General features: G+C 32.1%; 31 protein-coding genes. All 31 read left to right on the forward strand.

From position 1 onward, the window contains the following. Positions 1 to 4: 4 nt before the first annotated feature. Complete coding sequence (locus ACLUJM_RS02380) at positions 5 to 2,002, forward strand: phage tail tip lysozyme (protein ID WP_256292653.1); 1,998 nt, start codon at positions 5 to 7, stop codon at positions 2,000 to 2,002. A 13-nt stretch (positions 2,003 to 2,015) separates the two neighbouring features. Beyond that, a complete protein-coding gene (locus tag ACLUJM_RS02385) occupies positions 2,016 to 2,744 on the forward strand; it encodes a hypothetical protein (RefSeq protein ID WP_002610983.1) in 729 nt (242 codons plus the stop codon). 29 nt (positions 2,745 to 2,773) lie between these two features. After that, on the forward strand, positions 2,774 to 3,040 hold the full coding sequence (locus ACLUJM_RS02390) for a hypothetical protein (protein ID WP_256292652.1): 267 nt from the start codon (positions 2,774 to 2,776) through the stop codon (positions 3,038 to 3,040). Then, entirely contained in the window at positions 3,037 to 3,525 is a 489-nt protein-coding gene (locus tag ACLUJM_RS02395; RefSeq protein ID WP_256292651.1) for a hypothetical protein, read from the forward strand. The genes ACLUJM_RS02390 and ACLUJM_RS02395 overlap by 4 nt, the downstream gene beginning before the upstream one ends. Positions 3,526 to 3,529: 4 nt before the next feature. Further along, the gene (locus ACLUJM_RS02400; RefSeq protein WP_002610979.1) at positions 3,530 to 4,258 is read left to right on the forward strand and encodes a hypothetical protein; all 729 of its coding nucleotides are present in this window, start codon (positions 3,530 to 3,532) and stop codon (positions 4,256 to 4,258) included. A 16-nt stretch (positions 4,259 to 4,274) separates the two neighbouring features. Beyond that, entirely contained in the window at positions 4,275 to 4,970 is a 696-nt protein-coding gene (locus ACLUJM_RS02405; protein WP_002610977.1) for an immunoglobulin-like domain-containing protein, read from the forward strand. A 16-nt stretch (positions 4,971 to 4,986) separates the two neighbouring features. Continuing rightward, entirely contained in the window at positions 4,987 to 5,127 is a 141-nt protein-coding gene (locus ACLUJM_RS02410; protein WP_002610976.1) for a hypothetical protein, read from the forward strand. Continuing rightward, positions 5,090 to 5,446: a hypothetical protein gene (locus ACLUJM_RS02415; protein WP_187426253.1), complete on the forward strand. Its 357-nt coding sequence runs from the start codon at positions 5,090 to 5,092 to the stop codon at positions 5,444 to 5,446. The genes ACLUJM_RS02410 and ACLUJM_RS02415 overlap by 38 nt, the downstream gene beginning before the upstream one ends. A 1-nt stretch (position 5,447) precedes the next feature. Next, positions 5,448 to 5,633 carry a hypothetical protein gene (locus ACLUJM_RS02420; RefSeq protein ID WP_002610971.1) on the forward strand — a complete coding sequence of 62 codons (186 nt, stop codon included), beginning with the start codon at positions 5,448 to 5,450 and terminating at the stop codon, positions 5,631 to 5,633. 200 nt (positions 5,634 to 5,833) lie between these two features. Next, positions 5,834 to 6,802, forward strand: a complete 969-nt coding sequence (locus ACLUJM_RS02425; RefSeq protein ID WP_002610969.1) for a hypothetical protein — start codon at positions 5,834 to 5,836, stop codon at positions 6,800 to 6,802. Positions 6,803 to 6,902: 100 nt separating this feature from the next. Next, the gene (locus ACLUJM_RS02430; protein ID WP_256292650.1) at positions 6,903 to 8,567 is read left to right on the forward strand and encodes an AAA family ATPase; all 1,665 of its coding nucleotides are present in this window, start codon (positions 6,903 to 6,905) and stop codon (positions 8,565 to 8,567) included. A 61-nt stretch (positions 8,568 to 8,628) separates the two neighbouring features. Next, positions 8,629 to 9,150, forward strand: coding sequence for a metallophosphoesterase (locus ACLUJM_RS02435; protein ID WP_002610965.1), 522 nt, complete (start codon positions 8,629 to 8,631; stop codon positions 9,148 to 9,150). A 30-nt stretch (positions 9,151 to 9,180) separates the two neighbouring features. After that, a complete protein-coding gene (locus ACLUJM_RS02440; protein WP_256292649.1) occupies positions 9,181 to 9,885 on the forward strand; it encodes a metallophosphoesterase family protein in 705 nt (234 codons plus the stop codon). Positions 9,886 to 9,930: 45 nt separating this feature from the next. Beyond that, positions 9,931 to 11,100: an ArdC family protein gene (locus ACLUJM_RS02445; protein ID WP_002610962.1), complete on the forward strand. Its 1,170-nt coding sequence runs from the start codon at positions 9,931 to 9,933 to the stop codon at positions 11,098 to 11,100. 11 nt (positions 11,101 to 11,111) lie between these two features. Next, positions 11,112 to 11,291 carry a hypothetical protein gene (locus tag ACLUJM_RS02450; protein WP_002610960.1) on the forward strand — a complete coding sequence of 60 codons (180 nt, stop codon included), beginning with the start codon at positions 11,112 to 11,114 and terminating at the stop codon, positions 11,289 to 11,291. Beyond that, entirely contained in the window at positions 11,288 to 12,406 is a 1,119-nt protein-coding gene (locus ACLUJM_RS02455; protein WP_161129324.1) for a DNA-methyltransferase, read from the forward strand. Before ACLUJM_RS02450 ends, ACLUJM_RS02455 begins: the two co-directional genes overlap by 4 nt. Beyond that, positions 12,407 to 12,919: a GIY-YIG nuclease family protein gene (locus tag ACLUJM_RS02460; RefSeq protein ID WP_002610956.1), complete on the forward strand. Its 513-nt coding sequence runs from the start codon at positions 12,407 to 12,409 to the stop codon at positions 12,917 to 12,919. Positions 12,920 to 13,198: 279 nt separating this feature from the next. Next, positions 13,199 to 13,759 carry a hypothetical protein gene (locus ACLUJM_RS02465; protein WP_002610954.1) on the forward strand — a complete coding sequence of 187 codons (561 nt, stop codon included), beginning with the start codon at positions 13,199 to 13,201 and terminating at the stop codon, positions 13,757 to 13,759. Further along, positions 13,734 to 14,171 carry a hypothetical protein gene (locus ACLUJM_RS02470; RefSeq protein WP_002610951.1) on the forward strand — a complete coding sequence of 146 codons (438 nt, stop codon included), beginning with the start codon at positions 13,734 to 13,736 and terminating at the stop codon, positions 14,169 to 14,171. The genes ACLUJM_RS02465 and ACLUJM_RS02470 overlap by 26 nt, the downstream gene beginning before the upstream one ends. A gap of 15 nt (positions 14,172 to 14,186) precedes the next feature. After that, positions 14,187 to 15,908 carry a relaxase/mobilization nuclease domain-containing protein gene (locus tag ACLUJM_RS02475; protein WP_118654695.1) on the forward strand — a complete coding sequence of 574 codons (1,722 nt, stop codon included), beginning with the start codon at positions 14,187 to 14,189 and terminating at the stop codon, positions 15,906 to 15,908. A 3-nt stretch (positions 15,909 to 15,911) separates the two neighbouring features. Then, a complete protein-coding gene (locus ACLUJM_RS02480; protein ID WP_002610944.1) occupies positions 15,912 to 16,673 on the forward strand; it encodes a class B sortase in 762 nt (253 codons plus the stop codon). Between the two features lie 450 nt (positions 16,674 to 17,123). Further along, the gene (locus tag ACLUJM_RS02485; RefSeq protein WP_002610941.1) at positions 17,124 to 17,339 is read left to right on the forward strand and encodes a hypothetical protein; all 216 of its coding nucleotides are present in this window, start codon (positions 17,124 to 17,126) and stop codon (positions 17,337 to 17,339) included. Positions 17,340 to 17,342: 3 nt separating this feature from the next. Next, entirely contained in the window at positions 17,343 to 17,720 is a 378-nt protein-coding gene (locus ACLUJM_RS02490) for a type II toxin-antitoxin system PemK/MazF family toxin (RefSeq protein ID WP_002610938.1), read from the forward strand. Positions 17,721 to 17,757: 37 nt separating this feature from the next. Then, positions 17,758 to 17,931, forward strand: coding sequence for a hypothetical protein (locus ACLUJM_RS02495; protein WP_002610936.1), 174 nt, complete (start codon positions 17,758 to 17,760; stop codon positions 17,929 to 17,931). Further along, positions 17,903 to 18,499, forward strand: coding sequence for a 3'-5' exonuclease (locus ACLUJM_RS02500; protein WP_002610934.1), 597 nt, complete (start codon positions 17,903 to 17,905; stop codon positions 18,497 to 18,499). Before ACLUJM_RS02495 ends, ACLUJM_RS02500 begins: the two co-directional genes overlap by 29 nt. Before the next feature lie 2 nt (positions 18,500 to 18,501). After that, on the forward strand, positions 18,502 to 19,401 hold the full coding sequence (locus ACLUJM_RS02505; RefSeq protein ID WP_002610932.1) for a ParB N-terminal domain-containing protein: 900 nt from the start codon (positions 18,502 to 18,504) through the stop codon (positions 19,399 to 19,401). A gap of 4 nt (positions 19,402 to 19,405) precedes the next feature. Next, positions 19,406 to 20,314, forward strand: a complete 909-nt coding sequence (locus tag ACLUJM_RS02510) for a ParA family protein (protein ID WP_161129326.1) — start codon at positions 19,406 to 19,408, stop codon at positions 20,312 to 20,314. Between the two features lie 25 nt (positions 20,315 to 20,339). Then, positions 20,340 to 20,771: a hypothetical protein gene (locus ACLUJM_RS02515; protein WP_118654698.1), complete on the forward strand. Its 432-nt coding sequence runs from the start codon at positions 20,340 to 20,342 to the stop codon at positions 20,769 to 20,771. 60 nt (positions 20,772 to 20,831) lie between these two features. Further along, positions 20,832 to 20,993, forward strand: coding sequence for a hypothetical protein (locus ACLUJM_RS02520; RefSeq protein WP_161129327.1), 162 nt, complete (start codon positions 20,832 to 20,834; stop codon positions 20,991 to 20,993). Between the two features lie 45 nt (positions 20,994 to 21,038). Further along, entirely contained in the window at positions 21,039 to 21,341 is a 303-nt protein-coding gene (locus tag ACLUJM_RS02525; RefSeq protein WP_118654699.1) for a hypothetical protein, read from the forward strand. Between the two features lie 2 nt (positions 21,342 to 21,343). Further along, a partial coding sequence (locus ACLUJM_RS02530) for a hypothetical protein (RefSeq protein WP_412412078.1) occupies positions 21,344 to 21,615 on the forward strand: 272 nt, incomplete at its 3' end.

The following is a 21,615-nucleotide window of genomic DNA, read 5'->3' on the forward strand; positions in this document are numbered from 1 at the left end:
GTGTATGTCAAAAGAAACTAGAAAAGATGTCAATAAGACATTTCGTTCAGGGGAGTTTGCTACCAGTAAAGGACTTCGTTGGACTGGTAAGGGATTGGATAAGAGTGCCAAATTTGTTTCCGAATGGAAATATAACAGACAAGGAAGCCAAGATGATGGCTCAGGTGGAAGTGGTGGAAAGGCTACTTTAGGAATTCAAACACAAGTTGATAAACCAAATGCAGAGGATGGTAATGCATTGTCACAAGAGAATGATAATAGTGCTGTAAAAACGACAGGTTCACTTTCTAAATCAGATAACGATATTCCAATCAGTAGTATGAATGAACAGGAAGGTTCTGCTGTTTTAGGTATTAAAACAATGGAATCTTCCAATGGTGTTTCTGTTGAGAATGCAGTTATAGGAAATAATGATAAAAACAGTACTATTTCCAATATCAAGACATTAGCAAATACTGGGGATGGAAAGAAAGGCACAGGTCAAAACTTAAAAGGAAAAATGGGGGAAGGAGAAGAGGGTTCACAACACTCAAATCGTTTCGTTTCTTTTATAAATCGACATACTTTTGACTTTCAACCAACGCAAGGTAAATTTTCCAAAGCAGTCACTGTGGTAGGAAAAACTTCTGTAGAAGCAAGCAAGGTTGTTAAAAAAGGGGCAAGACTTTCTCATAAAGTAGAAAAAGCAACCAATGGCGAAGATGCTACAGGAATGAAATTCATTGAAGGAGAAGTTGGACGAAAGGCAGGAAAGGTAGCGGGAAAAGTTGGGAAAAAAGTTGGAAAAACGACAGCAAAATATACCTATAAAGGTGGTAAAAAGGCAATACAATTTTCTTATGTAACTGTAAAATCTTCTATTAAAAAAGGAGTGCAAGTTGCGAAGGCAAGTACCACGATAGTGAAACGAGCAATGACAGTTATCTTTCAAACTGTTACAAAAGCTGTTACTACTATCGCTCAATTCCTTGCTCCTTTCACGATGGCGATTATAGTTGGTGCAGTTACAATGGCACTTTTTATTGTTATCTTTGCAGGTTCATCAGCTAGTGCTGAAAGATGTTCTACTGATTATGTATTTTCAGATGGAACAACAGAAGGAAATGCACAGGCTGTATGGACATACTTAAAAGGAAAGGGATTATCGGATGAAGCTGTTTCAGGCGTTATGGGAAACATGGAGCGTGAATCTAATTTTGATCCTGCCCTAATTGAAAAAGGGTATCCATATCAAGGACATGGCTTAATCCAATGGAGTTATGGAAGAAAAGACAATTTATTGAAACAGGCAACCTTAAAAGGTGTTTCATGGACGGATTTAAACTTTCAACTAAACTTCTTATGGGAAGAATCCTTATCCCCTGAATCCTATTATGGAAAACAATTACAGAGGGAAGGATTTTATGAAAATAAAAGTCCATCAAGATGTGCTTATTTGTTCCATAAGATTGTAGAAAGGTCGAGTAATTCCTATCAGTCGATTTTAAATACTCGCTGTAAGTCGGCAAAGAAGTGGTATGATAAATTAAAAGGTACATATAAACTGACAGACTCTACAGGATGTGCAACAGGTTCTATTGAAGGTGATCCAAACTTTGGGAATACAGATGCTTGGGTAACAAAAAATCCATATGCACAAGCAGGCTTATATGGTCAGTGTACTTGGTTCGCATGGGGAAGATTCTATGAAATCTATGGATTTAGCCCTGGTTTTACTGGAAATGGATATTCGTGTGTAGCACAGTTGTTAGCAACGCATCCAGACAAATTTGAGTTCAGTTTGATACCGAAAGTAGGAGCTGTCGGTTCTTCAGATGTTGCTCATAACCATGTATGGATCGTAGTCGGTGTAGAGGGAGAAAAGATTACCATTCAAGAGGGAAACTTAAATGGTAAGACAGATTCCTTTGAAGTAGCAAAGAGTGACTGGCATACAGTTACATACTCATTAAGTCAATTACGAAGTATTTATGGAAATATTTCTTTTGCAAATCCTAAGTAAATGAGGTGGTATCATGAAAAAAGTAATACTAGGAATTGTTGGAGTAATTGTGGTTTTAGGACTTGCTATAGGTGTCAAGATATATGTATTTCCTGAACCAACACACTTAGATGTTTTATCAAACTTAGAGCTTACATTTGAAGGTATGGAAGAAAGCGGTAAGGCGTCCATAAAAGGAAACGATATTCAATATGATGGAGATGATAAAGAAGTCCTAGACTTTATTGCATCTTTGAAATATGAAATATCTCCTAACAAAAATCTAAGCAATTATGATGATGTGGAAGTGAAAGTGATTTTTGATGAAAAAGCAAGAAAAGAAGCGAATGTAGAACTTGAAAGCACATCACGAACATATCAAGTAAGAGGATTAGAAGAAACTCCTGAACAAAAGGCAGAACGAGTAGAAATTATTGATGGACATGAAGTGCCGAGGGATTGGGAACTAGAAGATGAAGATAAAAAAGCCTATATTGAATATTTAAAACAGTTAGAAAATGCTGAAGATGAACTTGTCGAAGAAAAAGGTGCATATACAGAGTGGATGAAAGGAAATTCTAAAGAAGAAACAAAAAAAGAGAATAAAGAATTCCTCACAAAAGATTATGCCAATAATTCCACTGTCGCTTTTAAACGAGCAAATGAGTATGGATTAACATCTTCACAAGAATTCAAGGTACAGCCAATCATTAAAAAAGATAAAACGATTGGCTACGAATGTATATTTAAGGGGTCTGAATAAGACTCCTTTTTTAGAAAGAAGGTGGAAAAATGAAATTATCTGTAGAACAGGCAAATATACTTGATAAGATTGTAGAAAAATCAAGAATGGATTGTTGGTTTTCAATAACAGATGATTTAACAAGTATTCATGATGTAGAAACAAATAGAAACATTAGTTTACGATATGGAATTGGGATATTGAATCAAGGAGTAACAGATCTTGTAAAAGATTATGGATTAAATGAACACGAAGTAATGGTGTATCACGATTTACTTATTTCTTTAGGACTTGAAAAGAACAGAAGAAAGATATGACAAAAGATGATTTAGGTATGAATGGAAAATATACAATTATCAATAAAGTAGTGACTGGTACTGGGTTTAATGTAGTGCTTGGCATCAATGAAAATCATCCAATAAAGGAATATCGTTATGTGACTTGGACACAAAACGATAGAGGGTATGATGTAGGACATTATTTCGGTAATTTAAAAGAAGCTCAAGCAGATATGCTAGAACGTGCTTCTAATGAATTGAATATTGACTTACATGAAAAGTGGTACAATGAGTTCATGGAAAATGACATTCTATGTGCTTTATCCGAATTTCTTTCAGATGATGAAGTTGAACAACTGAAAAATGATAAAGAGTTTATGTCGCAAGCTAACCACTTATATAAAAAAGCCGATATTGGTGTAGATCAAGCGATAATTGATGGAATAAAGGAGCTTTATGAAGAATATAAAGAAATCACTGTAGTAGATTTTGATGAGGATTTAGATGAAATAGAAATGGAGTGATTGAATGGCAAAGAAAATAGCAATGGGAATCATGGCAACAATCATTGTTGTCTTTTTTGGATTGTCAGCCTATAAAAATTTCTTTGGACAAGAAAAGGAACCTGAAAAACCAAAGATAGATATATTTAAAACGGCAATGGAAAATGTGGATGTAAGTTATGTACCATATGGGGAGTCCAACGGAGATTGTTTATTATTCGTAACAAACAATAACAAGTTTCAAATCAATGTCACAGGAACAATTGTCAAAGAAGATGAAAACGGAGTGCATGATGAAGATAAAGATGATGAAATCAATATAAACATCAATCCACAACAAACCTATGTCATGGAAACAGTCAATCCAAACAATAAAGGGGCAAGGGAATCAAGACAAGAAATTACCTTTGATGCTTCTTCTCTAAAAGCCTCTCAAGTGGAAGGCAGTAATGAAGATGGTAAAAAATCAACAGAATTATTATTTCAAGATGATGTGAATGTGCAGATATTTCCTGATAAGAGAAATGATAGCGAACAACCTTTGATTACAATCGAAAACAATACGAACCATAAATTGTATGTACAAGGATATGTTGTATTCTATGGAAATAAAGAACAAACAGAAATTACAAATATAGCAAAAATCGAATTTGAAGATGTGCCAAAGAAAGATGTATATAAAGATTATATCTATATAGGTACTTCTGAAGAAGCAAGCGATAACTTCAAAATTTTTATCAATATGTGTGAATAGAAATTAGGTGACGAACATGGAATTAAGTGAAAGAGAACAAGAGATATTGAAACTGTATCGAGCTGATAAAAAGCGTAAAAGAAAGAAAAGGATTACATTGATTATGCTTCTTCTTTTACTGTCAATAGGTGGATATGGAGTGTATCGATATGTTCAATCCATGCCAACAGCACCTAAAGAAAAAATAGAAGAAAAACCTACAGATACAGTAAAACCTAACATTACACTTACAACAGAAAAAATCGAAATCTTTAAAGGAGAGGACATTGCGTATGAAAAATACATCAAAGAAGCAATGGATGATAAAGATGGAGATTTAAGTGAAAAAGTAAATTTTAATAAAATAGATGCCAATGAAGTAGGCGAATATGAAGTTCATTATCGTGTGAAAGATAAAGCAGGAAATGAATCTTCAGCAACTTTAAAAGTGGTTGTGAAAGAAAAAGAAAAGCCTAAAGAGAAACCAAAAGAAGAAGTGGTGGAACAGCCAGTACAACAAGTACCTCAACAAGAACAGCAACAAACTCTACCACCACAGCCACAGCCTGCACCACCTGTTACAAAATACTTTATGTTTACAGATGGTTATACTATGGATAATGTAACCAGTGCTTGTCAAAATGAATTGGTTGCTTCAGGAAGGGCAGGAGTTTGTACTCCAATTCAAGATGCTAGTGGTATCTATACAGGAATGCGTTTGGATTTATACTAAGAAAGGATAACTTTTTATGAAAAGAAAACTAGAAGAACAAATCAAAGAAAGTGATAAATATAATCCATCTACGATCGAAGCAGAATATGATAATTACGATAGTCAGGAGGAAATTATTGATGAAGAAATGGAACAAGATGAAATCGAATATAGCTGATGAAGAATTAAAATATAAATTCATGAATGGTTATAATTTGTTTTATCAGGAAGATAGTGACAAAATTACCATCATTGGCATGAAGAAAAATTTGTTATTCTATTTAACATCTTCATGTAGTTCCAAGGATATTCCTATGGTAAAGACCATAAAAACTAGATGTAATGATATGGCTTGGTACATATTGGAATGTCCTTTCTTTCGCACAGAAGAAGGAAGATGTATCAATGTGAACGATTGTCATATGATGGGAGAAATGCCAAGACAAGAAGTAAATGTATTGAAAGAATACCTATCAAGAAAGGAGATTTATATTTAATATGGCAAATAGAGAAAGAACAATCGAAAATAAAATCAAATTTTATGAGAATAAAATTGTTGCTTCTGAAACATTGATAGCAGAAGAACAACAAAAATTAGAAGGGTATAAGCTGGAGCTGAAGAAATGGCAGGTACATAAGAAAAATCTTGAAAAACTATTTCAAGAAATTGATAATGATGTTTAATTCGGTAAAAATTACAAGTGTAAAAAAATACACGCTATGAGAAGCCCATAATGGAACGCTAAGAGCCATCTTTACTTTCATGAACAACAAGTCAAAAAAGTTTGTAATTCGTCTTAGCGTTTGATTGTGGAAGCCGATTTTTTTCAAAAACGCAATTTTTAGTTCAAAAATAAGAAAACGGACTAGGAAAGGATAAAAAAATGAAAAAAAGAGTATTTATTGATATGGATGGAACATTGTATAGATTCCACGATCATATATTAGATGAATCAGGGCATGTGCAAATCGAAAAAATGTACGAACTTGATTTTTTTGTAAAATTAGAATCATTTGAAAATATGAAGGAAGCTATCAATCTTTTACATTCAGTAGATAAAGAAGAAATTGAGATTTTTATTCTTTCTTCTGCTGACACAAAGGAAGTTGTTCATCAAAAAAATATTTGTATTGATAGAGATTTTCCATTTATTGATGAAGAACATAGGTTGTTTCCAAAAACATGGGAAAGTAAAACCGACAAAATACCTGAAGGAATTTATGTAGGAGATATTTTAATTGATGATTACAATGTCAACCTTGAACAATGGAAAGATAAGGGCGGTACATCAATTAAGTTTGTGAACAACATCAATCATCAAGGAAAAGGTAGATATGGTGGAGATGTAGGCAAACTATGGGAGCATGAAATATTACGCTACGATATGAAACCAAAAGAAATCGTATTAAACATTGAAGAAATAATTGGAATACAGAGAGATAGATTTTTATTTCGATTTCCTGATGAAGAAATAAATAAAACTATTATGGAAAAAGTAAGTTCCGTATTTAATGAATGGAATTTATGTGAACATAATGGCAGTGTTTATATGGTTTATACAGGCGATTTGGAAGAAAACATTATTTTTGACTATCAATGGATGATAAAAAATATTGATTTAGAAACAATAGAAAATGGTTGCTACTCTAGTTATGCAGAAGCATTGAATTATTGGATTGATGATATCTCTAATGATATAAAAGATTTAGGTGTGTGGGATGAGGATAAAGGACACGATTTTTATTTGTCTGTTGAGCAGATTGAATATTGTGGTTTGAAAGAGCAATATCAAGAAGCCAAAGATTATGTGTTAGAAATGTTTGAAGAAGATTTGGATGAAATAGATAAGTAAGTGTGAAACAATCTTCATTTTCTTATAGGAAGCAGGAAAATGCTATCTATTAGAGTGATTAGAAATCTGTTATAATAAGAATACGAAAGAAGGTGCTGAAATGTCTATATACCGAACAAATGTTAGATTTGGAATGTCTTTACAAAATAGAGCTGAATCTGTAAGTTCGTTAAACAAAAGATATTTACTGAATGATTTGAACAAATATCTACACTCTGATTTATCAGTAAATACACCTTATTATGGAAAAGTTTGTGCATTATATGGACTACGAAGAACAGGGAAGACTACTATGATGTTACAATCTATTTTAGGTATGACAAATGAGCAATTTGATAAAACTGCATGGATAGATGTAACAGAAGAAGATAACATGGCAAGTTTATATCTTGATTTACAAAAATTAAATGAACAGGGATATAAATATATTTTTATTGATGAAATTACCAAGGCAGAGCAATTTGTAAGAGTATCTTCTTTACTATCAGATGAGTTTGCTATATCGGGTGTTCATATTGTCTTAACAGGAACAGATTCATTAGGTATTTATTTAAGTCAAAAAGGAGAATTGTTTGATCGAGCAATTTCTATTCATACAACCTATATCCCATATTATGAATATACACATTTATTTCCAAATGCCACTGCCGAAGATTATATTGTGGAAGGTGGATTGTTGTCAAAAAGTGAAATTAACTATAATAGAGATGAAAACTTTAAAGAATATGTTGATTCAGCTATTGCAGAAAATATTCAACATTCTCTATCTAAATTAAAAGATAAAGGAGATTTGGGGGCTTTATATTTAATTCATAGTCGAGGAGAATTAACAAGTGTTATCAATCGAGTTATCGAAGATAAGAACCATGAATTTTTACTTGATGCAATTTTGAAGAACTTTGAATCTCATGATATTGGAGTTTTGCATCACTATATATCGGATGTTAAAGACAATGATATATTGTCCTATAGTGCTGATATGAATGTAGAAAGTTTATCAGAACAAATAAAAAAGGATTTAAAGATTTTAAATTACAATGAATTGAAGTATGGTTTAACAGAAAATGAACTCGCACAGATAGAAAATTATTTGTATGAGTTGGATTTTTTTGATGATATTAAATATTGTACAGTTAGTAAAGAATTCTCAATCTCTGATAATCCAGTTGTTGTACAACCTTGCATTCGTTATAATCAGGCAAAATCAGCTTTGAAAGCATTGTATAATGATCCAAAATTCATTAAGCTGAGTGGAGATAAACAAGAGTTCATTTATAACAAATTGTTATCTGATATTAAAGGCAGAATGTTAGAAGAAATTGTTCTCTTAAATGTAACTAGAAGTTTATCTGATTGCTTTGTTTCTCAATTTAGATTTTATGAATATAGGAAATCTCCATTTAAAAATGGCGAATATGACATGGTTATTCGTAACAAAAAGAATGAAACATTCATTTTTGAAATCAAACATTCTTCTGAAGTCGAATACAATAAACAAACAAAACATTTACTAGATGTTGAAAAACTTGATTGGTTAAAAGAAAATGGTTTTAAAGTAAAAGAAAAAGTTGTTTTGTATAATGGCAAGACTTTAGATAAAGATGATAATGGGGTTATATATCTTAATGCTTCAGAATTTCTTGAAGAATTGAAAGTATATGATCGTAATTATTTGTATAATAAGAATGGCATAACAGATGGAAACGAAGATAATGATGCAGTCAATATAAGTATTGAAGATGATTTTGAAGATAGAGATATTTGAAGTTTTAAAAGCAATGTTCATGAATGAGAACTTGCTTTTTTACTAGGAAGAGGGTGGTAAAATGATATGGTTTACAAGTGATTTGCACTTAGGACATAGGGCAGTAATAAATTTCCAAGACAGACCATTTGGTACAGTTGAAGAAATGAATGAAGCCCTGATTAAGAATTGGAATTTCTTGGTGGCAAAGAATGATACAGTATATATCTTGGGGGATATATCACACCGTTGTCCAGTAGAAGAGGTCAATGCAATGATTTCCAAATTAAAAGGAAAAAAGATATTGATTCGTGGGAATCACGATAAGGAATATGATGCCTCATTATTTGAAGGTATTTATGATTATTATGATTTAAGAGGTGTTGCTTCTGTAAGCATATCGTTAATGCACTATCCTATGTTAGAATGGAATCGCTCAAGACATGGTTCATTGCATTTACATGGACATCAGCACAATTCTTCATCTTATAATGAAGAAATGAGAGAACAAGGAATACGAAGATATGATGTTGGTGTAGATGCTAATCAATATTGCCCTGTATCATTAAATTCCATTTTGGAATTCTTTCAAATAGATAAATAAAAGAACAGATTTATAGAAGAAGGTGGAACTATGATTTATGTTACAGGAGATATTCATGGCGAAGTAGATATTTCAAAATTGAATACTCAAAATTTCTCACAAGCCAAGGAAGGCGATTATTTGATTATCTGTGGAGATTTTGGATTGATATGGGATATAAAACCAAGCAAGAATGAAGAATATTGGTTGAAATGGTTATCTAAAAAACCTTGGACTACTCTGTTTGTAGATGGAAATCATGAAAATTTTGATCGTTTAAAAAATTATCCTATTACAGAAAAATGGGGTGGAAAGGTTCAGAAGATTTATGATAAGGTTTACCACTTGATGCGTGGAGAAATATATACGATAGAAGGTAAGAAAATCTTTACTTTTGGTGGAGCATTTTCGCATGATAAAATGTATCGTAGAGAAGGAATTTCTTGGTGGGAAGATGAACTACCATCAAAAGAAGAATGTGAATGTGCAATGGCTAATTTAAAATCTGTTGAAGATACTATAGATATTATTATTACTCATGATGCACCAAAAAGCATTGCTCGAAGATACGGATATGACAGAGTAGATATGAGTCAAGTGTACGCAACAGATAAGGAAGATATAACGGCATTCTTAGAACACATTTCACATTTTGTAAACTACAAACAATGGTATTGTGGACATTATCATATGGACTTTGATGATAGTGATTCCTTTCATTTTCTTTATCAAACAATTTTAAAAATTGATATGTAATGGAGAGTAAAGTTTCTCCATTTTTTATTTTAGAGAGGAGCAAATATGCCTGAAAAAAAGAAACTAAGTAAGACTAGAGAAATGTTAGTCAATGAGTATGTTAAATCGCTTGAACAAGATCAGCTACCTTGGATAAAGGAGTGGGGAAGCAAGCCACCTCATAACGCAATTACGAAGACACCATACAGACTTTATAACAAAGTTTTACTTTGGTATATTCAAGAACGAAATCATTATGAGGATAGTCGTTGGTGTACGATACGACAGGCAGAATCAAGAGAATGGTTTGTTAAGAAGGGAGAGAAATCCATTCCATTAGAGTTTTATTATTACTACAATAAGAGAACTCATAAATCAATGACGATTGAAGAATTCTACAAATTTATTACTGACATCAGAAAAAATGGAAGCCTTGATGAAGAGCAATTACAGGAATTGTTAAAAGAATATGTTCTTACCAGTTCATCATTTAATGTGTTCAATGTGCAGGCTCAAATGGAACACAGACACTATCTAAAAGATGGTACAGAGTATGTAAAAGCTACCGATTATTATCAGTTGTTAAAAGAAATCAAGGCAGACAAAAAGGCAAGTTATGAAGAAAAAAATCAGCGTTATACTGAATTGAAAGAACGATATGAATTAGTGACAGAAGAAATTCCTATTGAGAAAATACCTACGATTGAATATAAATCAAATGAAGTCGTTGATAGCATTATAAAGAATATGGGAGTGGATTATGAAGAGAAGGGAGATAGAGCATACTATAGTCCTTCCGAAGATAAAATTACTTTACCACCAATGACAACATTCCATTCAGAGTATGGATACTATGCGACAAAGTTACATGAATCTTGTCACGCAACAGGGCATTCCAGTCGCTTAAATCGTGATATAGAAAATAGATTTGGAAGTCAAAAATATGCAATAGAAGAACTAAGAGCAGAAATTGGTTCTTCTTTTTTGATGGCAGAATTGGGGTTAGAAGCTGACGAAACTCATGTGAATAATCATAAGGCTTATATCCAAAGTTGGATTTCTGAATTAAAAAATGATCCGAAAGTTTTATTTGATGCGATTAAGGATGCAGATGAAATTGTAGATTACATTAAAGATATTGAGGATTTTGAAAAGTATATTTCACTGTCTGAAATTGAACAGGAAACACTGGATACAATAGAAGAAGATATGGACGAATTAGAAATGGAAATGTGAGGTGACAAGAGATGGAATATGCAAATAAGGAAGCATTATTAGAAGCGTTAAGTTTAAATAAGAATGCCAGTGCAGGCTATGATGAATATCCTGATGAAGATATGGAGTCTATTACTTTTCATGAATCGGAAGAGAAAGAAATCACAAAAGAGTTTGATACAAAAGTAGAGTATGAGGATGTTTTAGAATGAACACAGACACAATTCAAATGAGTTTGTTTGACTACTTTATGGAAGATGAACAGTTTACCATTCCTGAAGCTACAGCACTTGTGAAAGAACAAAAAAACTTGCAAGTAAATGATGAATCTATTCGTGCAAGGATTTATGAAGGACTTGAATTAGGCATCTTTAAAAGGGTTGCTAGAGGTGTTTATAAAGTAGAAAGTCAATTAGAACAGAAGAAATCTACTTGCCTTTTAATCAATGGAGATGGTCGTGATTTATCGTTTATTGAAGACAATAGTATTGATGGAATCATTACAGACCATCCATATGATTTAGCAAAATCTCTGACTGGTGGCAATAGAAAATTTGCGACATACGAGTTATTTAAGTACACACAAAAAGACTTTCAAGAGAAGATGCGTGTGCTAAAAGAAGGAGCATTTTGTGTAGAATTCTTACCTGAAGAGAACGAAGTAAATTATCAATACTTGTATGAAATCAAACAAATGGCAATCAAAGAAGGCTTTAAATATTTTACAAAAGTGCCTTGGATAAAAGGCGATTTTAAAGCAAATACAGGGCGAAAATCAAAGAATAGGGAAGATATCATGTTCTTCTCAAAAGGAGAACCACGCACTCTTAAACTGGATGCGAAGAAGAATATTCAACTTGCGAAAGAAAATGATATTGATGTAAAAGGATTGACTTCTTATGAAGTGAAAGAACGCTTAGAGGCACATGGTTTAAGTGTTTTTTATATGAAAGGAACAAGTGGAATGTTACCTACAGAATTTCAAAGTGAAGTAGAAAACTTCCCAAAAGAATTTGATTTTCAACCAAGAAGTCGAACGCAAAAAGTAATGGAAGCAGAGAAACCAGTAGCACTTATGGTATCTATTATTGAATATATTTCGTTACCTGATGAACTTCTGTTAGATCAATTTGGTGGTAGTGGAAACTTTGGAATTGCGTGTCTAAATACAAACAGAAATGCAATCATAGTGGAGAAAGATGAACAAACTTTTGAACGCATGAAAGACAATATTGTGAACACTATGAAAGATAAAAGTGAAGCAAGTATCTCAATCAAAGAAGTTGATTTGGATGAAGATATGGACATGGAAATGGAACTTATGTAGATGAAAGAATCATCAACAAAATTGTTTGTAATTGCTCTTATAGGAACAATATGTTTCTGTTTATTTATCTTTATTAAGCAACTAATCAAGGAATATAAATCACGAAATTCTATTTTAAATGGATATTTTGTGAGTGCAGATATGTTTCTGAAAAAATGGAACGAAAGATATAAAAATGAAACATGGAACAAGTCAGGATGTTATGTGATTCTTATATATAGTCATGCGATAAAGGAGTTTCATAAAGAAAAATATGAAGCAATTTACATAGGTCAATCGTTACATTTAGCAAATAGAGTGAAACAACATTTACAAGGAAATGGAAACAAAAATGTATATCACGATTATCAAAATGGGAAACAAATTTACATTCATTTAGAACGCTGTATGCCTTCGTATATGAACAGAATGGAGAAAGATTTAATTCGATCTTTTAAAGCAACAAGGTCGTATAACATTCAAAAAGGTGGTGGAAAACATAGACGAAACAAAGACAATTTTAAATACAAATGAGGTATCGTTAAGATACTTAAATAATAATTTTATGGATACAAAAATGAAATTTTTGCACACGAAAGTGGTGTGGGGAAGATAATCCCTGCATCACTTTTTTTACAGTTAGGAGTGAATGAAAATGAAATTTGAAAGAGCGAGTACCTACAATTTTGGTGCAACAAAATTGAATCGTAGAAGGGTTTCAGGGGCTACCCCTGACAAGCAAGGGTGTGTATAGACACCATGCTTGTTATATACAATTACAACCTATTGGGAAACAGATTGTGAGGGAAAAATATGGAATTCAAAAGAATACCTTTTATCGCTGTTCAAAGAAAATTTAATCTGACAGATAGACAGATGTATTACATACGAGATCGAATTAGAAAATATCATAAAGAAGATGAATGGTTCATATTCGAGTACAACGCAATCGGAGAAAAAGAACTGTGGATTTATTTGGAAGGTGTGCATTGGATAGAGGAAGTATATCTTCAATATGATACACCATATATTGAAGCAGAAATCCAATTTGTATCGAAACAGATTAAGAGATTAGAAGAAGAATTAAATGTGCATTGTGACCCTATCCACTGTGAAGATATGGACATCATTGAACTCTCTATTTATTTTCAAAAAGCAAAGAAGACGATCTATAACGAAATCAATAAAAACAGGAAGGATTTAGAAAAATATATCATTGGAAAGAAACCAATAAAGCTATCTGAAGAAGGGGTGCGTTGGATGGAATTGAACCTATATCGGAAGCGATATATGAAAGACCTCTACTTATACAAAAGAGTGATGCAGGATAGAAAGCGAGAAAAAAACAATGCGACAAAAATTACACGAGGATGATAAAAGAAAACGAGTCAATGTTTTGCTTAGTAATAATGAACGAGAACTGTTAAAAGAAAAGATGGATAAATATGGATACGCAGATTTATCGTCCTATTTACGAGATGCAGGAATATACGAAAGACTGTATTTGGAAGATATAGATGGTAAAAAAGAAATATCTGAACTTGTCAGTAATATGATTGGAGAAATCAGGAAGTATTTATTTGAACAGAATAAAATATTGATGAAAAGCAGTCTTACAAGAAATGACATTCAGTTGTTGTCTGAACAAAACGATAAAATTTTAGAATCGAATATGAATTTAGTAAAACTTATAAATGAAGTGTTGTGGGTATCTTCAAGAGTTATTGCTGAAGACCCTAGCCGTTTTGTTCAACAAGCAAAACTATTTGATGATGATGCAAAATAGAAAGGGGGCAATGAAATGCCATATACAAAAAGAATACCGGTACACGCAGGAGAAAGAGGAACAGGTTTATATAATTGCTTGGAGTATGTACGCAATGGAGATAAGACAGAGGATGGGATTTTGGTAAATTCCTTAAACTGTACAGTTGAATTTGCGGAACAAGAATTTCTTTATATTCAAAGAAAGTATCATAAAGAAAATGATGATCGAGTTGCCTATCATGTTATTCAATCATTTGATATACGAGATGATATAACTCCTGAACAAGCCAACGAAATAGGAATGAAATTATGTAAAGAGATTTATCCAAACTATCAATGTGTTGTAAGTACACACATTGACAAAGGACACTTGCACAATCATATCGTTTTAAACGCAACCAGTTTGTCAGGAAGAAAGTTAGAAGATAGATTGGCAAATAAAATAGAAGGACTATATGGATTAAGGGAAGCAAGTGACCGAATTAGTTTAGAATATGGATGTCATGTTATGAAAGACTTCAAACCGATTGGTAAATACAGAAGAAAAGATTATTCAGGGAAACTTCAAGAAACAACCATTAAAAAGATATATGAAAATGCAACAGCGATTTGGAAACCACGAATTATTGAACAAATTGAGAAATTAAAAAAAGAAACAAACTCGTTTGATGAATTGATGGAACGATTAGCTTTGGAAGGGTATCAAATTAAAAGGGGAAAATATCTAAGTATAAAACCGTATGGTAAAGAAAGATTTACTAGACTTCATAAATTAGGAGATGAGTATAGTGAGGAAGCACTTCGTCAGTTCTTCAAAGACAAGAAAAAGGGAAGCTATGTGAAACAATTAAAAGCAGTAAATGGTTATAAAGGGAGAAGTAAATATTCTGATTCCTATGTAGAACAAGCAAATAATTCTAAGTTAGCTATGGAGTTGTCTAGTAAAGGACAACAGGTAGGAAAAGAATATCCTAAATACTACAATTCAAGATATAAAGAATTTTTGAGATATAAGGAACTTGCTAAATCATTAGATTTTATGAGTGCTGAAAAAATATTCTCTTATGAAGATCTAGCTGAAAAAATTGAAGCTGTAGAACTTGAGTTAGCTGAACGAGAAGCAGAATATGAGAAACAAAAATCAATCGTCAGAACTTTTGAAGAAAACGAGCCGTTTGCACATACTTATATTGAAACTTACAATGCCTATATGCTTTATAAAGAGCAGGTTGAAAAGTTTGGAGAAGAGAATATTACGATAAGTGAAGATGTACAGAAACATCTTACAGTGAAAGAAAACTTAAATGATGCCGAATTGCAGGAAGTACGAGAATTTATTCGTGGCTGCGGACAAGAGAAAAGAGAGGCAAACAGACAGTATTCTTATATTACTTATCTTCATAGCAAATTAACAGATTATGATAAGTTGCGTTCAAGAGCATTGGAGATGAACGGATATATTAAAGGTATGAACTTTGGTATTAAAATGATTGATGAAAAACGATCAACAGATGAATATTATTGTGTCAAATTACCGTACACAAAGAAGTATGTTTATTTAAATAAGAATTGTGTGACATGGAAAGAACATGGAGTCCGTGCGACTATGTATCTCATTGATGATGAAACATACGAACTATATAATGAAGATAATCAAAAGATTGGAGAAGTATCAGGAGATCAATTAGAACAGATTTCTAACGAGGAAAAGGAAGAGGTAAAAGAATACTATGCTTCATTGAAAGTAGAGGTGTAAGGAATGAAAAAGAAGTTAATCCTTGGTGGACTTATTACTTTGCTAACAGTTTCTTTAATTCCATTCATAAATTTGTTTTTTAAGGAACAAGAGAAAAAAGAAATTGAGAATAATGTGAAAGAAGTTGTGCAGGAAAAAGAATCAAAAAAGGAAGGAAAGAAACAAGAAAGCAGTACCTTGAGTTTTGCAGAACTTAAACAAATGAATTCAGATCTAGTTGCTATTATGTATATTCCTAACACGGATATTTATTTACCAATCGTACAAACTGCGAATAATGAGTATTATCTAAAGCATAACTTTTATAAGAATTATGACGAACAGGGAAGCATCTATATGGATGCAAAGGCATCAGCAGACTTCGGCAGTAAAAATACATTTATATATGGACACAGTGTTTTAGGAACGGGTGGTATGTTTACATTTCTGAAAAACTATATGAGTGCTTCTTATTATCAACAGCATCCAATCATTAAGATTATGACAGAAGAGAAGTTGTATGATGCCCATATTGTATCAGCGTATAAAGATGTAGATACTTCTGCATCCTATCAAACCAATATTACGGATGATGTCAGTTACACTTCATATATTGATGTGATTGCAGGCAAGAGCAACTATGTAACAAATGTTCAAGCAACGACAGATAAAAATATGGTTACATTTTATACTTGTTCATTGGATGGAATTACAAACAATAGCCAACTGGCATCTACCAAAGACAGATACTATATTCATGCAGTATTAGAAGTAATAAATGAATAAAGTAGGTAAAACTAAAAAAACTTAGCTAAAACTTGAGGATATTCATGATAAATATCCTCTCTTTTTATGCTCAAAAAATGTAAAAAAGACTTTAAAATAAAGCTAAAAGCATTGAAATAATGCTTGCAAATAGGTGGTTGTTTTGCTATAATATAGGTATAAGGTGTAGTATTGCTACACCTAAAAAAATAATGTTATGGTGTAGCAATACTACACCTAGAAAGAGTAGGAATATGGAAAGAACGATCACGAAAAGAAAAACAATCAACAGAAGAAAGGTTTTATATAATTTAAACCTTCTGATTCTCGCATTAGGAAAAATCATTGTGATAACAACAATTATGATGTTTGTGATGTTATGTATCGCAGAATACTGTTTATCTTAGATTTTTTAACAAGAAGAAGCACGAATAAAGATTATAACTGTAAATAAGACAAGGAGAAAATTATATGAAAACTAAAGAAATCATTAACATAGTAACACAAGATGAAAATATATGTCCTGTTTGTGGGGCATCAATAAAACCTGAATACTCGAATTGGAATGATTGTTATGAATATTATAATTGGGAATGTCAGCAGTGTGAGGCTAAAGGAACTGCTGTATATAAAATGATTAGAAATTTTGAAGAACATATTGATATTGAAAAAGGAGAACAATTATAAAACATGGTAGATACTAATCAAAATGGAAAGTTTGCTCACTCATTAGAGAGTGAGCAGGCAACACCACAAAAGGGCGAGATATATTGGGTTGATATGCCGTATTATAGCACAACCGTTATTTCAAACATAAGACCTTGTGTAGTGTTATCCAATAACCAAGCGAACAAGAATTCCAAAACCATTTTGGTTACACCAATCACAAGAAGACTTAAAAGACCCGAATTACCTTGCCATGTTACTTTGAATGACAAAAACATGGTTAAGTTAGAAGTTATTATACCAGTAGAAAAAGAGAAAATTACTGGATACTATGGGAAATTAACGGAAAAGCAAATGCGTGAAGTGAATCAAGCAATGTTGATTGAATTAGGGATTATATAGAAATAACCAATATTGGGATTAGAAAAGAGGTTAAAAAATGACATCAAGTGCCTATCAAGATTTATTAAAGACACAAAAAGAGATTTTAGAATTAGGAATGTATTGTAAAAAATTCAACATTACAAAAGCCGAATTACAGGATCTTGCATCAAAAAAACGATACGAAGAGGAGAAAGAAGAACATGACAGACGAACAAAGGGTCGTTGCTAATAAATTAGCAAAACAAAGGGAGTATTTTACTCATCTTGCACCAATTGGGGAAACAAATAAAACAAAGACAATTTGCTTTGATTTAGAAACAACAGGTGTAAATAACGAGTTGGATGAAGTATTAGAAATTACAATTTTAGATGGCAACTTCAATATACTGTTAAACACATATGTAAAACCAATTTTCACGACTTCTTGGAAAAACGCAGAAGCTGTACATCATATTTCTTATGATATGGTAAAAAACAAACCAACATTACAACAATTAGCACCCCTTATTAAAGGAATATTTGACAATGCAGATGTGATCGTAGGATACAATGGAAGTTTTGATTTAGGATTTCTTGAAGGATTATATTCCTTAGAAAACAAACAAGTGATTGATGTTATGGAACTGTTTGCTCCTATCTATGGCGAAGTCAGTGAAAAGTATGGGGGTTATAAATGGCAGAAACTACAAAATTGTGCTGATTACTTTGGATATAAATTTAAAACACATGACAGTTATGAAGATGCAAAGGCTACATTATACTGCTATCACAAGATAATGGAAAGAAAGGAAGTGTAGATATGAGTCTATTAAGTGAATTTGAAGCAACACCTCAAAAGGGTACAGTTGGTTCTCATATGAGAAAAAACAAACAACAAATCGAAATGATACACATCAATGATATTCGTCCAAATAAATTAAATTTCTTTCACATCAACGAAGAAGATGTAAAATCATTAGCTGATGAATTAGAGAAGAATGGGGTAAACAATGGTCGTGTATATTATCAAGAAGGGGAAGATGGAAAACACTATACTTTAATTGGTGGAGAAACAAGATACCATGCCTTAAATCTTCTATTCCAAGAAGGAAAGCATGATGGTATGTTTCCAATGTATGTGATTGAACAAACACCTGAAGACGAAATCAGTGAATTGGAATTGATTATGAGTGACAATCATCAACGCAACTTTTCAGAAGAAGATAAGCGTATCATCATTCAAAACTATGAGAAAATCTATAAATATCATAAATTAAAGGATAAGGAACTCGATAAAGCGATTAAAAATGCTGAAAATCCAATGCAAGTAACCATTTTAGAAGAACAAAGACGAATTCCTAAAGGGATGGAAAAGCGAGATTGGATTGCACAGAAAACAGGTTTTACAAATCGCAATGGAACACCTCTAACGGGAAGGCAAATCCAAACATATTTAACTGGAGAGTTTTCAGGAAAAGCACAAGAAACAAAACCAAAAGAAAAAGTTGTTAGTCAAGAAGAGTTGGAACAAAAGGAAGTTTTGGGTACATTGAAAAAATATCTAGTTGAAATAACAGATGCAAAAATATCAATTACACCGACAAAACTTTCGATTGGATATGCAAATCTATACGACTTAAATAGAATCTTGCAGACCTTAAAAACAGACAATGAATTAGATCATATTACGAAAACATATTTAAAAACGAAGAGAGGATAAAAAAATGGCAATTACATATAACATTCAAAACCGTAAAGGTGGAGTAGGAAAAACAGAAACAGCATTGAACATGGCTTATGGAATTTCACAGGCAGGATATAAAACGCTTTATATTCCTTTTGATCCACAGGCGAATGGACAATCTACTATGATGAAAGACGATTCTGAAATTACTGTTGAACAAGCCATGAAAGTAAGAGAATTCTATGATAAGTCTGAAGATAAGCAGGCAATCATGAAAGCCTATAAAGCTCTAGCATCTAGTGGATTCTCAAAAGAACGCAAGTATGGAATTGACATCAATGATGTATTAAAGACACCAACAATGATACAACAGGCAATCTATCAAACTTGCTATCCAAATTTGGATATTATTCCTGCATCTGATGAATTATCAATGACGGATGGTTATTTGAAACTATCAGGTAAAAATCCAAGTGGAAGACTTCGTACTGCATTATCATTGATTGATAACGATTATGATGTAGTTATCATTGATAACAGTCCGTTTGAAAGTTCATTAACATATAACTCTATTTGTGCCTGCTATAAAGAAGGCGATACTATTATTATTCCAGTTACGATTTCTGATCGCAGTATTAAAGGGTTAGGAGCAACACTTGAAATTCTTATTGAATGGCTGAATGAAGAACGATTACCATATGACTGCAAATTATTGATTACAATGAAGCAGAGAAACAAATTGACAAACGAGTGGATAAAAACACTTCGTCATATTTTCCCTAATCGAGTATTTACACAAGAAATTCGATTTCAGGGTAAACCAGTAGAAAGTGCATCATTAAAGAATGTTATTCTATTGGAAGATAAAGATAAATCAAATGTACAATCCGACTATCGAGTATATGTTGATGAAATTTTAGAAGATATTAGAACTAAATTAGGGAAATAGCTTTTTAAGTAGAAGGGGTGTAAAAATGCAACAAATAAGTGAATTAAATGTTGATACCACAATCAACGAATTACTAAATAGTGAATTAGGCTTCTTACTTATAAAAAAAGATACTAAAAATGAGGATGTATATGAAGTTTTGAATAAAACAGGAATTGTATCTGACTGGACACTAAGGTTCGTTCTAACCAATAACTATCATCATATCGTCTTTCACTTTTTTCCTCTTTTATATAGTGAAACTGACAATATGGAGAAACCACTATCGCAGTCTTTAGCAACAATAAGATCAATGGCTATAAAAAACTTGTTTTTAAGGTGGACAGAGGCAGGTCATAATAAAAGTCATGCTAAAGATCCTTTTAAAAGTAAATCGTTTATGAAATATATAAACGATTTAAGTTTTACAGATGCTGATTATATGCTCTTACTTGTTGAACATAGCGAGATAGAATGATAAAAAGATTTGATAAGAAAATAACATGAATATATTGAAAATAAAATAGGTAGGTAGATTATGGCTGAAAAGGATGATTTAATTAGAAAGATAAAAAAAATCATGGCACTTGCTGAAGATACTTCAGCAAGCGACCAAGAAATACAACTTGCTATATATCGTGCAAATAAACTACGCATTCAAAGAGTAGATGCGAAACTTGTGTTGATGCATATCATTTAGGACAAAAACATGGTCTTGAATATGAAGTAGAAAGGACAGATTTACTTGGAAACTAAAAAAAAGAGGGGTTGTTTAAATCCTGAAGTACAAAAAATCGCAAAAGGATTCTTAGGTAGAGAAATTACCACAAGAGAACTTAGATTATATCCATATATTGATTATTGCATCAAAAATGATAAACCTGAACAGATAAATGAAGAGAAAGTAGAAATTTTAAAAAGATTGTCACAAGAAGAGCATGTAGTAAGTATGCAAAGTATAATCATGTGTACAAGAGAATTTTATGATTATATGCAAGATGTACTTGCCGAGAGTTATGTTGAAACTTGGTGGGAAAAGGGGAGATGAAATTGACAAACAGACAACAAGAATATATTAAAAGGAATGTTCATAGGGTCAATTTTACATATCGAAATAAATATGATTACAGATTGTATATGCTTTTTAGAAAATTAAATGAACAATACAAAAAAGATCATACAGGCATATCACGAAATAAATTTGTCAAAGATGCCATTATAAACGATATGTCTTCAGAAAAGGATGATATAAAATTAGATAAAGAGGTATATCAATCGTTTCCTGAAGGAATGAAATACAGTTCACAATTCACAATTTCCAT

Source organism: Finegoldia sp. (assembly GCF_046991905.1).
Lineage (GTDB): Bacteria > Bacillota > Clostridia > Tissierellales > Peptoniphilaceae > Finegoldia.

Bases quoted from the DNA above. Each gene is read 5' to 3' on its own strand.
- ACLUJM_RS02380 (WP_256292653.1), top strand. From the start codon at position 5: ATGTCAAAAGAAACTAGAAAAGATGTCAATAAGACATTTCGTTCAGGG.
- ACLUJM_RS02385 (WP_002610983.1), top strand. From the start codon at position 2,016: ATGAAAAAAGTAATACTAGGAATTGTTGGAGTAATTGTGGTTTTAGGA.
- ACLUJM_RS02390 (WP_256292652.1), top strand. From the start codon at position 2,774: ATGAAATTATCTGTAGAACAGGCAAATATACTTGATAAGATTGTAGAA.
- ACLUJM_RS02395 (WP_256292651.1), top strand. From the start codon at position 3,037: ATGACAAAAGATGATTTAGGTATGAATGGAAAATATACAATTATCAAT.
- ACLUJM_RS02400 (WP_002610979.1), top strand. From the start codon at position 3,530: ATGGCAAAGAAAATAGCAATGGGAATCATGGCAACAATCATTGTTGTC.
- ACLUJM_RS02405 (WP_002610977.1), top strand. From the start codon at position 4,275: ATGGAATTAAGTGAAAGAGAACAAGAGATATTGAAACTGTATCGAGCT.
- ACLUJM_RS02410 (WP_002610976.1), top strand. From the start codon at position 4,987: ATGAAAAGAAAACTAGAAGAACAAATCAAAGAAAGTGATAAATATAAT.
- ACLUJM_RS02415 (WP_187426253.1), top strand. From the start codon at position 5,090: ATGAAGAAATGGAACAAGATGAAATCGAATATAGCTGATGAAGAATTA.
- ACLUJM_RS02420 (WP_002610971.1), top strand. From the start codon at position 5,448: ATGGCAAATAGAGAAAGAACAATCGAAAATAAAATCAAATTTTATGAG.
- ACLUJM_RS02425 (WP_002610969.1), top strand. From the start codon at position 5,834: ATGAAAAAAAGAGTATTTATTGATATGGATGGAACATTGTATAGATTC.
- ACLUJM_RS02430 (WP_256292650.1), top strand. From the start codon at position 6,903: ATGTCTATATACCGAACAAATGTTAGATTTGGAATGTCTTTACAAAAT.
- ACLUJM_RS02435 (WP_002610965.1), top strand. From the start codon at position 8,629: ATGATATGGTTTACAAGTGATTTGCACTTAGGACATAGGGCAGTAATA.
- ACLUJM_RS02440 (WP_256292649.1), top strand. From the start codon at position 9,181: ATGATTTATGTTACAGGAGATATTCATGGCGAAGTAGATATTTCAAAA.
- ACLUJM_RS02445 (WP_002610962.1), top strand. From the start codon at position 9,931: ATGCCTGAAAAAAAGAAACTAAGTAAGACTAGAGAAATGTTAGTCAAT.
- ACLUJM_RS02450 (WP_002610960.1), top strand. From the start codon at position 11,112: ATGGAATATGCAAATAAGGAAGCATTATTAGAAGCGTTAAGTTTAAAT.
- ACLUJM_RS02455 (WP_161129324.1), top strand. From the start codon at position 11,288: ATGAACACAGACACAATTCAAATGAGTTTGTTTGACTACTTTATGGAA.
- ACLUJM_RS02460 (WP_002610956.1), top strand. From the start codon at position 12,407: ATGAAAGAATCATCAACAAAATTGTTTGTAATTGCTCTTATAGGAACA.
- ACLUJM_RS02465 (WP_002610954.1), top strand. From the start codon at position 13,199: ATGGAATTCAAAAGAATACCTTTTATCGCTGTTCAAAGAAAATTTAAT.
- ACLUJM_RS02470 (WP_002610951.1), top strand. From the start codon at position 13,734: ATGCGACAAAAATTACACGAGGATGATAAAAGAAAACGAGTCAATGTT.
- ACLUJM_RS02475 (WP_118654695.1), top strand. From the start codon at position 14,187: ATGCCATATACAAAAAGAATACCGGTACACGCAGGAGAAAGAGGAACA.
- ACLUJM_RS02480 (WP_002610944.1), top strand. From the start codon at position 15,912: ATGAAAAAGAAGTTAATCCTTGGTGGACTTATTACTTTGCTAACAGTT.
- ACLUJM_RS02485 (WP_002610941.1), top strand. From the start codon at position 17,124: ATGAAAACTAAAGAAATCATTAACATAGTAACACAAGATGAAAATATA.
- ACLUJM_RS02490 (WP_002610938.1), top strand. From the start codon at position 17,343: ATGGTAGATACTAATCAAAATGGAAAGTTTGCTCACTCATTAGAGAGT.
- ACLUJM_RS02495 (WP_002610936.1), top strand. From the start codon at position 17,758: ATGACATCAAGTGCCTATCAAGATTTATTAAAGACACAAAAAGAGATT.
- ACLUJM_RS02500 (WP_002610934.1), top strand. From the start codon at position 17,903: ATGACAGACGAACAAAGGGTCGTTGCTAATAAATTAGCAAAACAAAGG.
- ACLUJM_RS02505 (WP_002610932.1), top strand. From the start codon at position 18,502: ATGAGTCTATTAAGTGAATTTGAAGCAACACCTCAAAAGGGTACAGTT.
- ACLUJM_RS02510 (WP_161129326.1), top strand. From the start codon at position 19,406: ATGGCAATTACATATAACATTCAAAACCGTAAAGGTGGAGTAGGAAAA.
- ACLUJM_RS02515 (WP_118654698.1), top strand. From the start codon at position 20,340: ATGCAACAAATAAGTGAATTAAATGTTGATACCACAATCAACGAATTA.
- ACLUJM_RS02520 (WP_161129327.1), top strand. From the start codon at position 20,832: ATGGCTGAAAAGGATGATTTAATTAGAAAGATAAAAAAAATCATGGCA.